Here is a 13,937-nt window from a genome sequence, read left to right as displayed (position 1 = left end):
GTGAAAAAAAGTGGGAGAGATTAAAACTATAGAGTTTAAAGATGGAGTTTTATATTTAATTGACCAAAGAAAATTGCCCAATAGTTATGAGATTTTTGAGTGCAGAACTTATAAAGACGTAAATTTTGCTATAAAAGACATGGTGGTAAGGGGGGCACCGGCAATTGGAGCTGCAGCAGCTTATGGGGTGGTATTGGCTGCAAAAGAATTTATTAATGAGGAAAAAGAAAGTTTCTTTAAAAAAATGGAGGAAGCTTTAGAAATTATCTCAAAATCAAGACCTACTGCTGTAAACCTTATGTGGGCAATAAATAGAATGAAAAAAGTTATTGAAAATAATAAAGAGCTAGAACTACAAGACCTATATGAGCTATTAAAAAAAGAGGCAGATAATATTTACTACGAAGATATAGAAACCAACAAAAAGATGGCTAAATTTGGGAATGAGATAATTAAAGAAAATGCAGTTATTTTGACCCATTGCAATACGGGAGCCCTTGCGACCGTAGGGTATGGAACTGCTTTAGGAGTTATTAGAGAAGCCCATTACAGTGGGAAAAATATTTTTGTATATGCTGATGAGACAAGGCCTAGGCTTCAAGGCGCAAAATTGACAGCATGGGAATTGGTACAAGAAGGAATTCCTGCAAAGTTAATTGCTGATAGTGTTGCTGCTACTTTGATAAGAGATGGGAAAATAGATGTGATATTAGTAGGAGCCGATAGAATTGCTTTAAATGGGGATACTGCCAATAAAATTGGAACTTTTATGCTCTCTGCTGTGGCAAAAATGTACCATGTTCCTTTTTATGTGGTAGCTCCTACCAGCACAATTGATTTTAACATTGAGACAGGAAAAGAGATAGTTATAGAGGAAAGGAGTCCTGAAGAGGTAACTCATATAAATGGCGTAAGAATTGCACCTGAAGGAATAGAAGTGTACAATCCAGCTTTTGATGTGACTCCTCATGAAAATATAACGGGAATAATTACAGAAAAAGGAATAATTAGACCTCCTTTCAGGGAAAACATATTAAAGCTAAAGTGAAGGATACCCGGATTAATTTTGATTATTTGCATATAAATACAAAAGACAGAGGAGGTACATTTTTAATGGAAAAGGCGATCATTGGTGGTACTGGATTTTACGAAATAGGACAAAAGGTGTCAAAAAAATTGGTAGAGACAAAATATGGAGAAGTGGAAATTGATATTGTGACTATTGAGGGGGAGGAAATTGGTTTTTTGCCCCGACATGGGAAAGGTCATGCAGTTCCACCTCATCTCGTAAATTATAGGGCAAATATTATGGCATTGAAACAAATGGGAGTAAAATATGTGTATGCAACAGCTGCAGTTGGTTCTTTTAATGAAAATTATGAGCCAGGGGATGTTGTAGTACTTAAAGATTTTTTAGATTTTACTAAATCGAGACCATTGACCTTTTTTGAAGGGGAAGATGGAGTGGTAAGACATGTAGATATGAGTGACCCTTATTGTAGTAATTTAAGGGCAAAATTTTATAATGCTGCTAAAAAAGAAGACTTATTGATAAAAGGAGATGCAGTTTATGTGTGCACTGAAGGTCCACGATTTGAAACTGCACAAGAGATAAGAATGTATAAAAATTTAGGTGCCGATGTAGTGGGGATGACTAATGTTCCAGAAGTAGTTTTAGCGAAAGAATTAGGAATGTGCTATGCTGCGGTGGGGATAGTTTCAAATTGGGCTACAGGAATGAAGGGCAGTATAACATTACATGAAATAAAAAATACCTTAGAATTGAGCAAAGAAAAAGTGATAAAAACATTTATAAGAGTTTTTTTAGAAGAAAAATTAGACCAAGAGCATTGTAATTGCAGTAAAGCAGTAATTGAATTATGATTAGATGTTATTAAATTACAGGAGGAAAATATCATGGGAGTACATAAAAACTATCGGTTTGATACAAAAGCAATTCATGGAAATGCGTTTAAGAAAAACCCTGAAAATGCTTTGAATCCTCCAATTTTTCAGACGACTACTTTTGTCTTTGATGACCTCGAACATGTTGAAAAGGTGATGTCTTTTCAATCTCAAGACTATGTTTATACAAGAGGTAATAATCCGACCTTAAGATTATTTGAAAACAGATTAGCGGAGTTGGAATATGGCAAAGGGGCAGTAGCTTTTTCTTCCGGGATGGCTGCTATTAGTTCAGTTTTATTTTCTCTTTTAAAACCCAAAGATACTGTAATAGTTCATAAGACTCTTTATGGTTCAACTTATAACGTAGTGACAAATATACTGCCTAAATATGGAGTAAATTATAAAATAGTGGACCTTACAGATATAAGCGAATTAGAAAAAAGTGTAGATGACTCCACAAAAGTTGTGTATTTTGAGACTCCTTCTAATCCAAATTTATCTATTATAGATATTGAAGAGGTTGCAAAGGTATGCCATAAAAAAGATATTAAAATTGTTGTTGATAATACTTTTGCTACCCCCTATTTTCAAAATCCTCTTCTATTGGGAGCTGATGTAGTTGTTCATAGTGCTACTAAATATATAGGAGGTCACGGTGACGCACTTGGAGGAGTTGCAGTTTCACAAGATGAAAAGTATATACATTATTTAAAATTTGATTATATGTGTGAATTTGGTGGGGTAATGAGTCCTTTCAATGCTTGGTTGATGTTGAGAGGCATAAAGACTTTAGGCTTAAGAATGAGGCAACATGAAAAAAATGCAATAGAGGTAGCAAATTTTTTAAATTCGCATCCTAAAGTAAAAAACGTTATGTATCCTGGTCTTAAAAGTTTTAAAGGCCATGAAATAGCGAAAAAACAAATGAGAGGATTCGGAGCTATCATAAGTTTTGAAATAGAGGGAGGAACCAAAAATTTAGAGAAGTTTATAAGTAATTTAAGATTGTGTCAGTTAGCGGTAAGCTTAGGAGATACAGAAACATTAGTGGAAGTACCTTCCCTTATGACTCACAGAGGGTATCCAAAAGAAAAGCTTGAGGAGTTCGGCTTCACAGAAAGTATGGTGAGAATATCAGTAGGCCTTGAGGACTACAATGATATAATAGAGGATTTGGATCAAGCTCTTAAACAAATTTGAAAAGGTTTTGAGGTGATAAAGTGCCAGTTGTCAATTTAAGCCTACAGGTATTGCCTGTAGTTTCTGAAGAAAAGGTGTATCCCATTGTAGATAAAGTCATAGAATATATAAAGAGCACAGGTGTAAAGTATGTTGTGGGACCAATGGAGACTACAATGGAAGGAGAGCTTGATACTCTTTTAGAGATAGTTAAAAAAGCGCAGGAAATTTGTATAAAAGAAGGAGCAAGTAGGGTCATATCTGTTGTAAAGATTGATTATAAACCTGAAGGAGTTACAATTGACGAGAAGATAAAAAAATATTATGTATAATTAACTTTGACTTGCATAAAAATATATTGACAAATAATTTAATGCGTTATAGAATTAAAATAACACAATATAAATATGTATGAAAACCAATGACCGGGAAGAGTAGATATCAGCGTTTAGTCAAAGCGAGCTCGGGCGGGTGGGAGCCGAGTACTGTAGCTGATATTGAATGGGCCCGCGAGGTGAGATGCGAACTTTTAAGTAGCAGTATCCGGTGGTCTACCGTTAAAAAGACAGGGTATCGAGGAATCTCCGTACCCGAAAGAGTGGTCCTGTGTTAAAAAGGTGGCACAAGCGAGCATTTCGCCCTTTTGGTGAAATGCTTTTTTTAGTAATACAGGACAAATTGGGTGGCACCGCGAGTCACTTCGCCCCAATGGGCGGGGTGACTTTTTTAATTTTCAGGAGGTGATAAAGTGGTAAACATTTCTAAAGAAGATTTTTGCGAACACAAAAAAAGAGGATATGTCTTCCCAGTCTATGCAGAAATAAACGGAGATGAATTGACGCCAATAAACATTTTTTATAGTCTTGAAGGCAAAAACAAATTTTTACTGGAAAGTGCAAATGGAGGTACTAACTGGGGGAGATATTCCTTTATAGGAAAAGACCCATATTTATCAATTTTAAGTTATGGCAAAAGAATAAAAATTATAGGCGAGAAAGAAGAAGCTAAGGAAGGGCTAGTACTTGAGGAAATAAGAAAAGTTATGAAAGCCAAATACAATTCTCTAGGACTTGATATTCCTTTTGTTGGAGGTGCTGTGGGTTATGTATCTTACGATACGATAAGGCTTTATGAAAGACTGCCGGATAAAAACCCTGATGAAATAAATATACCGGACGTATACTTTATGTTTTATAAAAGTTTTATTTGCTATGACCATTTTAAACACAGAATTTATACTGTTTATAACGTATATCCTGATGAAGATGTAGAGTATGAGGAAGTTTTACAAGAGATTAACGGTCTTTTGCAAGAGATAAAATCAACTAACATAGAATTTCATGACCTTTCACCTCAAGAGGGAAAAGAAGTCAATTACAACTTCACCAAAGAAGAGTTTTGCCAAATTGTTGAAAAAGCAAAAGAATACATCACAAAAGGTGATATATTTCAGGTGGTACTGTCACAAAGATTAAAAGCACGAGTTAATTCGCAGCCTTTTGAGGTTTACAGAAGATTGAGGTCAAAAAATCCATCTCCCTATCTATTCTATATCGACTTTGGTGATTTTCAGCTTCTTGGTTCTTCACCTGAAAGCCTTGTAAGTGTTTTTGGAGACAAAGTGACTACAAATCCCATTGCAGGCACAAGGCGAAGAGGAAAAGATGAAGAAGAAGATTTAAGACTTAAAGAGGAACTTTTAAAAGATGAAAAGGAAAGGGCAGAGCATGTGATGTTAGTTGACCTTGGAAGAAATGACATAGGAAAAGTTAGTGAATTTGGAAGTGTAAAAATAGAGCGTTTTATGGAAGTAGATTTTTACTCTCATGTAATGCACATTGTATCGACTGTTTCAGGAAAGCTAAAAAGAGGACTTACGGCTTTTGATGCTCTTATAGCGTGTCTTCCTGCAGGTACAGTTTCTGGGGCACCAAAAATAAGGGCGATGGAAATAATAGACGAACTTGAAAATGTGAGAAGGTCTTTTTACGCAGGAGCTGTTGGTTATTTTTCCTACAATGGCAATATGGACATGTGCATAGCAATAAGGACTATTCTCTTCAAGGAAGGTTATGCTTACCTTCAAGCGGGAGCAGGTATTGTATATGATTCAATTCCTGAGATGGAATATTACGAAACTTTAAATAAGGCAATGGCTCTTAAGGAGGTTCTTTGATGATTCTGATTATAGATAATTACGATTCCTTTACCTATAATCTTTATCAATATGTGGGAGAAATGAACAAAGAAATATTTGTAATAAGAAATGATGAAGTGTCTGTTAAAGACATTGAAAAACTGAATCCCGAAAAAATTATATTATCACCTGGACCGGGAAGGCCTGAAAATGCAGGCATATGCGTTGATGTCATTAAAAGTTTAGGGGACAAAATTCCAATATTAGGAATATGTCTTGGTCACCAAGCGATTGGATATGCATATGGTGCAAAAATTGTAAAAACAGATAAGATAATGCATGGCAAAACTTCTCTCGTATTTCACGAAGGTGAAAAAATATTTAAAGATATTAAAAATCCTATAGAGGCAATGAGATATCACTCTCTTGTTATTGACAGACAAACTCTTCCAAGAGATTTAGAAATTACAGCCTATACAGAGGAAGGAGTGATTATGGGAGTAAGGCATAAAATGTACCCTGTATATGGTTTACAGTTTCATCCAGAGTCTATCTTGACAGAGCAGGGTAAAGAAATTTTAAGAAATTTTTTGGAGGTGGGATACCATGTTACAAGAAGCTATTAAAAAAATTGTTTTAAAGGAAAGTCTTGAAGAAAAAGAAGCTTATGCTGTTATGAATGAAATTATGAGTGGCAATGCAACTCCTTCTTTAATAGGGGGCATATTAATAGGACTCCGATTAAAAGGTGAAAGTGTGGAAGAAATAACAGGTTTCGCGAAGGCAATGAGAGACAACGCAATAAAAGTAGAACTTGCCTCTGACTATGTGATAGATACTTGTGGTACAGGTGGCGATGGTGGGAAGACATTCAATATTTCAACGGCGGTTGCTATAATTGCTTCAGCTGCAGGAGTAAAAGTTGCAAAACACGGCAATAGAGCTGTTTCCAGTAGAAGTGGAAGTGCAGATGTTTTGATGGAATTGGGATTTGACATTGAGGCAGAACCACAAAAAACAAAAAAATTAATTGAAGAAAAAGGAATGGGATTTTTATTCGCACCTAAATACCACGTTGCAATGAAGCATGTAGCAGGGATAAGAAAAGAATTAGGCACAAGGACGGTGTTTAACGTCTTAGGACCATTAACAAATCCCGCATTTGTAAAAGGACAGGTATTAGGAGTTTATGATAAAGAATTGACTCATCCTCTTGCTGAAGTACTTTTAAGATTGGGAATTGAAAAGGCTATGGTGGTCCACGGCTTTGATGGCCTTGATGAAATAACTACTACTTCTCCTACTTTTGTCAGTGAAGTAAAAGAAGGCAAAGTCATTGATTATGTGATAGACCCAGGAGATTACGGTATCCCTTATGCAAAACTTGAAGATTTAGAAGGCAAAGACGCTAAAGAAAATGCTCAAATAATCTTAAACATCTTAAGAGGTGAAAAAGGGCCTAAAAGAGATATAGTCGTTTTAAACGCAGCAGCGGCCTTATATATAGGAAAAGTTGTGGAAGATTTAAAAGAAGGAATAAAAGTCGCAAATTATCTAATAGATACGGGTTTAGCTCTTGATAAGCTTACAGAGATTTTGGAGTACCAAAGGAGGCTTAGTTGATGGTATTAGATGAGATTGTGAGACACAAAAAAAAGGAGGTGGAAGAGAAAAAAAGAATAAAGCCAGTAGAGGAACTAATTAACGAAATTAAAGGAGGCTATTCTGGCAATTTCAAGAAAGCACTTCAAAAAGAGGGTATATCAATTATTGGAGAGATAAAAAAAGCCTCTCCATCTAAAGGAATTATAAAAGAAGACTTTGATGCAGTAAAAATTGCAAAAGTGTATGAGAAAGTTGATATTGACGCTATTTCCGTTTTGACAGAGAAGGAATTTTTTAAAGGGGATGACAATTACATTAGTGAAGTAAAAAAAGTCACTTCAAAACCTATTTTGAGAAAAGATTTTATTGTGGATGAATACCAAATATATGAATCAAAAATTTTAGGAGCCGACGCAGTACTTCTCATTGTTTCCGTATTAGGGGATAACTTAAATACTTTCTATAATTTATCTAAAAGTGTAGGTTTAGATGCGCTTGTGGAAGTTCACGATAGACAGCAGCTTGCAATAGCATTAGAAGCTGAATGTGACATAATAGGTATAAATAACAGAGACCTTAAGACTTTTAATGTAGATATAAACACAACAGAAAATTTGATTAAATATATACCTCAAAGTACAATAATTGTTTCCGAAAGTGGAATAAAAATACCTGAAGATGTAAGGTATTTAGCTTCTTTGGGAGTAGATGCCGTATTAATTGGCGAGACTTTTATGAAAATTATAGATGATATTGACAAAATCACTGATTTTGTAAGGGAGGCAAAAGGAGGAGGATAAATTGGTAAAAGTAAAAATTTGCGGACTGAGAAGAAAAGAGGATATTGAATATGCCAATGAGCTAAAACCTGATTATGTAGGATTTGTCTTTGCAAAAAGCAAAAGACAAGTAGAGGTAGAACAGGCTTTATACCTCATAAGCCTTCTTGATAAAGAGATTAAAACAGTGGGAGTTTTTGTAAATGAACCAGTGGAAAATGCATTAAAGATAGCTCAAACACTAAATCTCGATGTTTTACAGTTTCACGGTGATGAAACACAGGATTATATAGATAATTTTAAAAATTTCACAGTGTGGAAGGCAATACGCATAAAAGACAAAGAAGATTTGGAAAAAACAAAAGAATTTAGAGTAAATAGTTTTGTATTTGACACTTTGACAAAAAACGAATACGGTGGTACAGGAAAAACATTTAATTGGGAAGTTTTAAAAGGATTTGAATTGAATGTTCCAATAATTTTGGCAGGAGGGCTAAACGAAAACAATGTAGAGGAAGCTATAAGAATAGTAAATCCCTATGCTGTTGACGTCTCCAGTGGCGTTGAGACAGAAGGTTATAAAGATTTTAAAAAAATGAAATCATTTATTGAAAAAGTGAGGGGTATTCGATGAGTGGAAGATTTGGACGTTTTGGAGGTCAGTATGTGCCAGAGACTGTGATGAATGCGCTTATAGAATTAGAGAGGGAATTTGAAAAAGCTAAACAGGATAAAGATTTCATGGAAGAATATAGGTATTACTTGAGGGAATATTCAGGAAGACCTACACCTTTGTATTATGCTGAGAATCTTACTAAAAGGCTTGGCGGGGCGAAAATTTATCTAAAGAGGGAAGACCTAAACCACACAGGAGCCCATAAAATAAACAACGTATTGGGACAGATTTTATTGGCAAAACGGATGAATAAAAAGAGAGTTATAGCTGAGACAGGAGCAGGACAGCATGGAGTGGCAACTGCTACAGCTGCTGCAATGTTTGGAATGGAATGCGAAATATTCATGGGAGAAGAAGATATAAAAAGGCAATCTTTAAATGTCTTTAGAATGAAACTTTTAGGTGCAAAAGTAACACCAGTAAAATCAGGGACGGGAACCTTAAAAGATGCAGTAAATGAAGCAATAAGAGATTGGGTGACAAATGTAGATAATACTTTTTATGTGATGGGTTCTGTTGTTGGGCCTCATCCTTATCCTACTATGGTGAGAGATTTTCAAAGAGTAATAGGGGATGAGGCAAAAGAGCAAATACTTCAAAAAGAAGGAAGACTTCCTGATTATGTGATTGCTTGTGTCGGCGGAGGCAGTAATGCCATGGGAATTTTCTATCCCTTCATTGAAGATAAAGAGGTAAAATTGATAGGCGTGGAAGCTGCAGGTGAAGGAATTGAGACAGGGAAACATGCAGCTACAATGGCAAAAGGTTCTGTAGGAGTATTGCACGGCATGATGACTTATCTTTTACAGGATGAAGAGGGGAGAATAATGCCAGTATACTCTATATCTGCAGGACTGGATTACCCGGGGGTAGGTCCAGAACATGCCTTTTTAAAAGAAAGTAATAGAGCTCAATATGTATATGCGACAGACGAAGAAGCATTGGCGGCTTTTATGGACTTATCTCAAACAGAAGGGATAATACCAGCTTTGGAAAGCGCTCACGCTTTGGCATATGCTATGAAACTGGCTCCAAATTTAAGGAAAGACAATATTATCATTGTAAATTTGTCAGGCAGAGGAGATAAAGACGTAAATACAGTTGCGAAAGTATTGGGGGTGGAGTTATGAATAGGATTGACAAAAAGTTTGAAGCCTTAAAAGGAGAAGGGCGCAAAGCCTTAATAACCTTTATAACAGCAGGAGACCCGGATATAGAGACGACTTATGATATAGTCTTGGCTTTGGAAGAAGCAGGAGCGGATATAATAGAACTGGGAATACCTTATTCTGATCCATTAGCTGATGGACCTACAATACAGGCTTCTTCACAAAGAGCTTTAAATAAAGGTGTAAAAATTCCTGATATAATGAAAATAGTAGAAAAAATAAGGTTAAAAAGTGATATCCCTCTGGTTTACCTTGTCTACTATAACTCTATATTCAAATATGGCATACAAAAATTTTTAAAAGAGTCAAAAGATGTAGGGATAGATGGGCTTATCATTCCAGACTTGCCTATTGAAGAGAGAAAAGATATTTCTGAGGAAGCAGATAAATACGATATTTATTTAATACCTTTAGTTGCCCCAACATCAAAAGAGAGGATAAAATTAATTACTGAAAATGGCAAAGGATTTGTATATTGCGTTTCAATTACAGGTGTGACAGGTGCGAGGGAGGATATTGAAACTGACATTGAAGAATATATGAAGACAGTCTCTCAATACACCAATATGCCAAAGGCAATAGGGTTTGGCATATCTACTCCGGAGATGGCGAAAAAATTAAAAGATTTCAGTGATGGAATTATTGTAGGGAGTGCACTTGTAGAAAGAATTGCTAAAGGGTATAATAAATCTGAAATGTTACAGGAAGTTAAAAGTTTTGTATCCAGCTTAAAAGAAGTTTTATGAAGGTGATGAAAATGAACCTTAAAATAATTGGCGACAAAAATAACAAAATATCAATAAAAATTGGGAATATAACTATGGGTAAAGACAAACTTATAATAGCAGGACCCTGCGCTGTTGAGAATGAAGAAATGCTTGTAAAAACAGCAGAAATAGTTAAAAGCTGGGGCGCAAATGCTTTAAGAGGAGGAGCTTATAAGCCCCGCACCTCTCCTTATTCTTTTCAAGGTTTAGGTATTGATGGACTTAAAATGCTAAGAAATGTAGGCGATATGTTTAATTTGCCTGTTGTAACTGAAGTTTTGGATGTGAGGGATGTTGAAATTGTTGAAAGATATGCTGATGTTTTTCAAATAGGTTCAAGAAATATGCAGAATTTTTCACTTCTCAAAGAGGTAGGAAAAACCAAAAAGCCTGTTTTGTTAAAGCGGGGATTTTCAGCCACATATGAGGAGTGGCTTTATGCAGCGGAATATATTGCTATTGAAGGAAACGCCAACATCATCATGTGTGAAAGAGGTATAAGGACTTTTGAAACTTATACGCGAAATACTTTAGATATAGCTGCTATTCCAGTAATTCATGAACTTTCAAACTTGCCTATTATCGCAGATGTAAGCCATGGTACAGGGAAAAGAAGCTTAATCATACCGATGGCAAAAGCTGCAATAGCTGCTGGTGCAGACGGAATAATGGTAGAAATCCACCCTGAGCCCGATAAAGCTTTATCTGATGGAGAACAGTCCCTTGATTTTTCCCAATTTGAAGAACTGATGAGAGAGATAAAAAGCTATTGAATTTTTTAAAGAGAATAGATATAATTTAGATAAAGAATAATAATTATCTAAAGAAAATAATTTTAGAAAGTAGGGATAGCATGGTAGAGCTAAGTAAAAAGGCTCCTGACTTTACTTTAAATACCCATGATGGAAAACAAGTTTCCCTTTCAGATTTTTTAGGTAAAAAGGTTGTTTTATACTTTTATCCAAAAGATAACACTCCAGGTTGTACAAAAGAAGCTGTTTCTTTTAGAGATAACATAAAGTCAATAGAAGAGAAAAATGCTGTCGTAATAGGTATAAGTTTAGATGATGAAACTTCTCATAAGAAGTTTATTGAAAAATTCAATCTTCCTTTTATTCTTCTAAGTGACAAAGATGCGAAAGTGTCTACAGAATATGGGGTATACAAAGAGAAAAACATGTATGGCAAAAAGAAAATGGGAATAGAAAGGTCAACTTTTATCATTGACTCTGAAGGAATTGTTAGGAAAATATTTAGAAGGGTAAAAGTAGATGGACACGTTGAAGAGGTATTAAAGGCGCTAGATGAAATATAAAAAAGTTTAGGGAAAGCCCTAAACTTCTTTTTTTATTATACTTTGTCAAGAGCTTGTTTGAAGTCATTTATAATATCTTCTATTTCCTCTATTCCAACAGAAACTCTTATAAGCCCTTCTGAAATTCCTAACGCGTTTAATTCTTCCTTGCTGAGAGACCTATGGGAAGTGGATTTTGGATGAGTTATCATGGTTTGTACTCCTGCCAGTGAAGGAGCAAATTTCACCAGTTTCAGCTCTTGCATAAACTTATCTACTTCAGGTTCTCCACCTTCTATTTCAAAACTTAACATACCTCCAAACTCATCTTTAAACAACTTCTTTGAAACGCTGTAGTCAGGATGAGAAGGAAGTCCGGGATAATACACTTTTTTGACTTTTGGATGGCTTTCTAAGAATTTAGCCAGTTCCATTGCGTTTTTACAGTGTTCTCTCATTCTTAAGAATAGAGTTTTTGCTCCTCTTAAAACCAGCCAAGCGTCAAATGGACTCATTGAACCACCGAAGTTTTGTGTGATTCTTTTTGTGCGGGATATAAATTCTTTATTACCTGCTATAAGTCCGGCGATGACATCGCTGTGGCCGTTGATGTATTTTGTTGCACTGTGTATTACAGCATAGGCTCCTAATTCAATTGGTTTTATCAAATAAGGGGTTGTAAAAGTATTGTCAACAATCAATTTTATATTGTGCTTTTTTGCGATATTTGCAACTTCCACAACGTCAAAAACTCTTATTAGAGGATTTGTCATGATTTCCATGTATATCACTTTAGTGTTTGGTTTTATAGCTTTTTCAACAGCTTCTAAATCGGAGAAATCCACTAAAGTTACATCAATATTAAGTCTTTTAAATTCTGCATTAAAAAGACTGTTTGTACCACCGTATATATCTTTTGCGGCGATTATATGGTCTCCTGAATTTACTTCTGCCAACAAAGCTGAAGAAATTGCCGCCATTCCTGATGAACAAGACTGTCCTGCTTCCGCACCTTCTAAACTGGCAATTAATTCTTCCACTGCTGTTTGATTAGGATTTCCAAGTCTTGTGTACATATACCTTGAAGGATTACCACCAAGATAATCGTAAACTTCTTCCAACGTATCAAAAGTGAAAACAGAAGTTTGATAGATAGGAAGAGTTTTTGGCATTGGAGGAATTTCTTTATCTATGTAGTTTCCAGTATGTACTACTTTTGTTTTAAAACTTAAATCCATTTTATCAACTCCTACAATTTGTACTTTAAATTAATGATAATATGTGCAAAATTAAAAGTCAATAACACTTCACTTGAATTATATTTTGAGATAAACTATTATTAAATACAAGATTGATTGCATATTTTTTCTAATGAATAAATAAACGTTTATAAAGGCTTTATTTTACAGTAATAAAGAAAACTATACTGGAAAAATTAAATGTAAGGAGGAAAAAGTCTTGAATAAAGACGAATATAAAAACAATAATAATATTATGTTAACTGCAATAAAAAAGCAGTTGGACCAAATGTCAGAGATGATGGAGAAGATGAAAATTGCTGATTACGTCGAGCTTATGCAAAGCCCTTATAGGCTTTTGTGGTTAAACTTTATAGGCGGGGTAGCAAGAGGTTTTGGAATAGCAGTAGGTTTTACAATACTTGGTGCGATAGTTCTTTATATACTTCAAAAATTGGTGATGTTAAATTTACCTCTAATTGGCAGTATTATAGCGGATATAGTTAAGATTGTAAATCAAAAGTTATATTAAATAGGAGTTGGTATGATGGATAGTGAAAAGCTGGAACACTTTAGACAATTACTATTAAAAGAAAAGGGAAAGGTCTTAAGCACAATTAATCAAATGAATTACAATGATGGCATTGGCGGAATTGCACAGAGAGAGTATTATCAAGAACTTTCTCTTTTGGATAATCATCCGGCAGATTTTGCTTCTGAAGTTTATGAAGTAGAGAAAAATTATGCTCTCAAAGACAACGAAAAACATATTTTAAGGCAAATAGAAGATGCTTTTAAGAGGATGGAAATGGGTACTTACGGCATATGTACTCACTGCCATAAGCCAATTGAAGAAGAACGATTAGAAGCCCTTCCTTATACTGCTCTTTGTGCAGAATGCGCTAAAAATAATGATTTGAAATTAAAAGATTTAAGGAATTCAAGGCCGAATGAAGAGAGAATGATAAAATACCCCTTTGGATGGGGGTATAAGGATTTAAAAGAAGAAATTCAATTTGATGCAGAGGATTCTTATCAAGAGGTTGCACGATTTAATAAGACAAAAAGCAGTTTGGACAATTATGATGATGACTATGATGATGAAAATGCTGGTTATGTAGAGGAAACTGACAAGATAAGTAATGAAGATTATAAAAGGACTTTGTAAATCTCCGGGAAACTGGA

Annotated in this window: 16 protein-coding genes and 1 other annotated feature; of the genes, 15 read left to right on the top strand and 1 reads right to left on the bottom strand. The window is 35.0% G+C overall.

Annotation, left to right across the window (positions count from 1 at the left end; translation table 11 throughout):
• Positions 1-10: 10 nt before the first annotated feature.
• The 13 genes from mtnA to bcp all read left to right on the top strand — a co-directional run bounded on the left by mtnA (position 11) and on the right by bcp (position 11,535).
• Positions 11-1,048 (top strand): S-methyl-5-thioribose-1-phosphate isomerase, encoded by a 1,038-nt coding sequence (mtnA, locus tag EB239_RS10400; RefSeq protein ID WP_003869624.1) that lies wholly within the window; start codon positions 11-13, stop codon positions 1,046-1,048.
• 65 nt (positions 1,049-1,113) lie between these two features.
• Positions 1,114-1,884 carry an S-methyl-5'-thioinosine phosphorylase gene (locus tag EB239_RS10395; protein ID WP_003869623.1) on the top strand — a complete coding sequence of 257 codons (771 nt, stop codon included), beginning with the start codon at positions 1,114-1,116 and terminating at the stop codon, positions 1,882-1,884.
• A 33-nt stretch (positions 1,885-1,917) separates the two neighbouring features.
• Positions 1,918-3,108: a trans-sulfuration enzyme family protein gene (locus EB239_RS10390; protein ID WP_003869622.1), complete on the top strand. Its 1,191-nt coding sequence runs from the start codon at positions 1,918-1,920 to the stop codon at positions 3,106-3,108.
• 20 nt (positions 3,109-3,128) lie between these two features.
• Positions 3,129-3,419 (top strand): thiamine-binding protein, encoded by a 291-nt coding sequence (locus tag EB239_RS10385; protein ID WP_003869621.1) that lies wholly within the window; start codon positions 3,129-3,131, stop codon positions 3,417-3,419.
• 80 nt (positions 3,420-3,499) lie between these two features.
• Positions 3,500-3,798 (top strand) — a binding site (T-box leader).
• 37 nt (positions 3,799-3,835) lie between these two features.
• Positions 3,836-5,263, top strand: coding sequence for an anthranilate synthase component I (trpE, locus tag EB239_RS10380; RefSeq protein ID WP_003869620.1), 1,428 nt, complete (start codon positions 3,836-3,838; stop codon positions 5,261-5,263).
• Positions 5,263-5,850 carry an anthranilate synthase component II gene (locus tag EB239_RS10375; RefSeq protein WP_003869619.1) on the top strand — a complete coding sequence of 196 codons (588 nt, stop codon included), beginning with the start codon at positions 5,263-5,265 and terminating at the stop codon, positions 5,848-5,850. Before trpE ends, EB239_RS10375 begins: the two co-directional genes overlap by 1 nt.
• Entirely contained in the window at positions 5,831-6,847 is a 1,017-nt protein-coding gene (trpD, locus tag EB239_RS10370; protein WP_003869618.1) for an anthranilate phosphoribosyltransferase, read from the top strand. Before EB239_RS10375 ends, trpD begins: the two co-directional genes overlap by 20 nt.
• Positions 6,847-7,629, top strand: coding sequence for an indole-3-glycerol phosphate synthase TrpC (gene trpC, locus EB239_RS10365; protein ID WP_003869617.1), 783 nt, complete (start codon positions 6,847-6,849; stop codon positions 7,627-7,629). The genes trpD and trpC overlap by 1 nt, the downstream gene beginning before the upstream one ends.
• A gap of 1 nt (position 7,630) precedes the next feature.
• Positions 7,631-8,242, top strand: coding sequence for a phosphoribosylanthranilate isomerase (locus EB239_RS10360; RefSeq protein ID WP_003869616.1), 612 nt, complete (start codon positions 7,631-7,633; stop codon positions 8,240-8,242).
• On the top strand, positions 8,239-9,414 hold the full coding sequence (gene trpB, locus EB239_RS10355) for a tryptophan synthase subunit beta (protein ID WP_003869615.1): 1,176 nt from the start codon (positions 8,239-8,241) through the stop codon (positions 9,412-9,414). The genes EB239_RS10360 and trpB overlap by 4 nt, the downstream gene beginning before the upstream one ends.
• Entirely contained in the window at positions 9,411-10,199 is a 789-nt protein-coding gene (gene trpA / locus EB239_RS10350; RefSeq protein WP_003869614.1) for a tryptophan synthase subunit alpha, read from the top strand. The genes trpB and trpA overlap by 4 nt, the downstream gene beginning before the upstream one ends.
• Before the next feature lie 11 nt (positions 10,200-10,210).
• Entirely contained in the window at positions 10,211-10,993 is a 783-nt protein-coding gene (gene aroF, locus EB239_RS10345; RefSeq protein WP_003869613.1) for a 3-deoxy-7-phosphoheptulonate synthase, read from the top strand.
• Positions 10,994-11,073: 80 nt separating this feature from the next.
• Positions 11,074-11,535 (top strand): thioredoxin-dependent thiol peroxidase, encoded by a 462-nt coding sequence (bcp, locus tag EB239_RS10340; RefSeq protein WP_003869612.1) that lies wholly within the window; start codon positions 11,074-11,076, stop codon positions 11,533-11,535.
• 35 nt (positions 11,536-11,570) lie between these two features.
• Here bcp and EB239_RS10335 read toward each other — a convergent pair whose 3' ends face one another.
• Positions 11,571-12,752, bottom strand: coding sequence for a trans-sulfuration enzyme family protein (locus tag EB239_RS10335; protein ID WP_003869611.1), 1,182 nt, complete (start codon positions 12,750-12,752; stop codon positions 11,571-11,573).
• A 220-nt stretch (positions 12,753-12,972) separates the two neighbouring features.
• Here EB239_RS10335 and EB239_RS10330 point away from each other — a divergent pair, with 220 nt between their 5' ends.
• Both EB239_RS10330 and EB239_RS10325 read left to right on the top strand, forming a co-directional pair.
• Positions 12,973-13,284 (top strand): DUF5665 domain-containing protein, encoded by a 312-nt coding sequence (locus EB239_RS10330; RefSeq protein ID WP_003869610.1) that lies wholly within the window; start codon positions 12,973-12,975, stop codon positions 13,282-13,284.
• Positions 13,285-13,299: 15 nt separating this feature from the next.
• Positions 13,300-13,920 (top strand): TraR/DksA C4-type zinc finger protein, encoded by a 621-nt coding sequence (locus EB239_RS10325; RefSeq protein WP_003869609.1) that lies wholly within the window; start codon positions 13,300-13,302, stop codon positions 13,918-13,920.
• Positions 13,921-13,937: the final 17 nt, after the last annotated feature.

The sequence above is a fragment of the Thermoanaerobacter ethanolicus JW 200 genome, from assembly GCF_003722315.1.
GTDB classification, from domain to species: domain Bacteria; phylum Bacillota; class Thermoanaerobacteria; order Thermoanaerobacterales; family Thermoanaerobacteraceae; genus Thermoanaerobacter; species Thermoanaerobacter ethanolicus.
The sequence above is the reverse complement of the archived record's forward strand: the minus strand, read 5'-3'. Positions and strand labels throughout refer to the sequence as shown.

Excerpts from the sequence above, each read along its gene's own strand:
- EB239_RS10395 (WP_003869623.1), top strand. The coding sequence starts at position 1,114 with ATGGAAAAGGCGATCATTGGTGGTACTGGATTTTACGAAATAGGACAA.
- EB239_RS10390 (WP_003869622.1), top strand. The coding sequence starts at position 1,918 with ATGGGAGTACATAAAAACTATCGGTTTGATACAAAAGCAATTCATGGA.
- EB239_RS10375 (WP_003869619.1), top strand. The coding sequence starts at position 5,263 with ATGATTCTGATTATAGATAATTACGATTCCTTTACCTATAATCTTTAT.
- trpD (WP_003869618.1), top strand. The coding sequence starts at position 5,831 with ATGTTACAAGAAGCTATTAAAAAAATTGTTTTAAAGGAAAGTCTTGAA.
- trpC (WP_003869617.1), top strand. The coding sequence starts at position 6,847 with ATGGTATTAGATGAGATTGTGAGACACAAAAAAAAGGAGGTGGAAGAG.
- trpB (WP_003869615.1), top strand. The coding sequence starts at position 8,239 with ATGAGTGGAAGATTTGGACGTTTTGGAGGTCAGTATGTGCCAGAGACT.
- trpA (WP_003869614.1), top strand. The coding sequence starts at position 9,411 with ATGAATAGGATTGACAAAAAGTTTGAAGCCTTAAAAGGAGAAGGGCGC.
- aroF (WP_003869613.1), top strand. The coding sequence starts at position 10,211 with ATGAACCTTAAAATAATTGGCGACAAAAATAACAAAATATCAATAAAA.
- bcp (WP_003869612.1), top strand. The coding sequence starts at position 11,074 with ATGGTAGAGCTAAGTAAAAAGGCTCCTGACTTTACTTTAAATACCCAT.
- EB239_RS10335 (WP_003869611.1), bottom strand. The coding sequence starts at position 12,752 with ATGGATTTAAGTTTTAAAACAAAAGTAGTACATACTGGAAACTACATA.
- EB239_RS10325 (WP_003869609.1), top strand. The coding sequence starts at position 13,300 with ATGGATAGTGAAAAGCTGGAACACTTTAGACAATTACTATTAAAAGAA.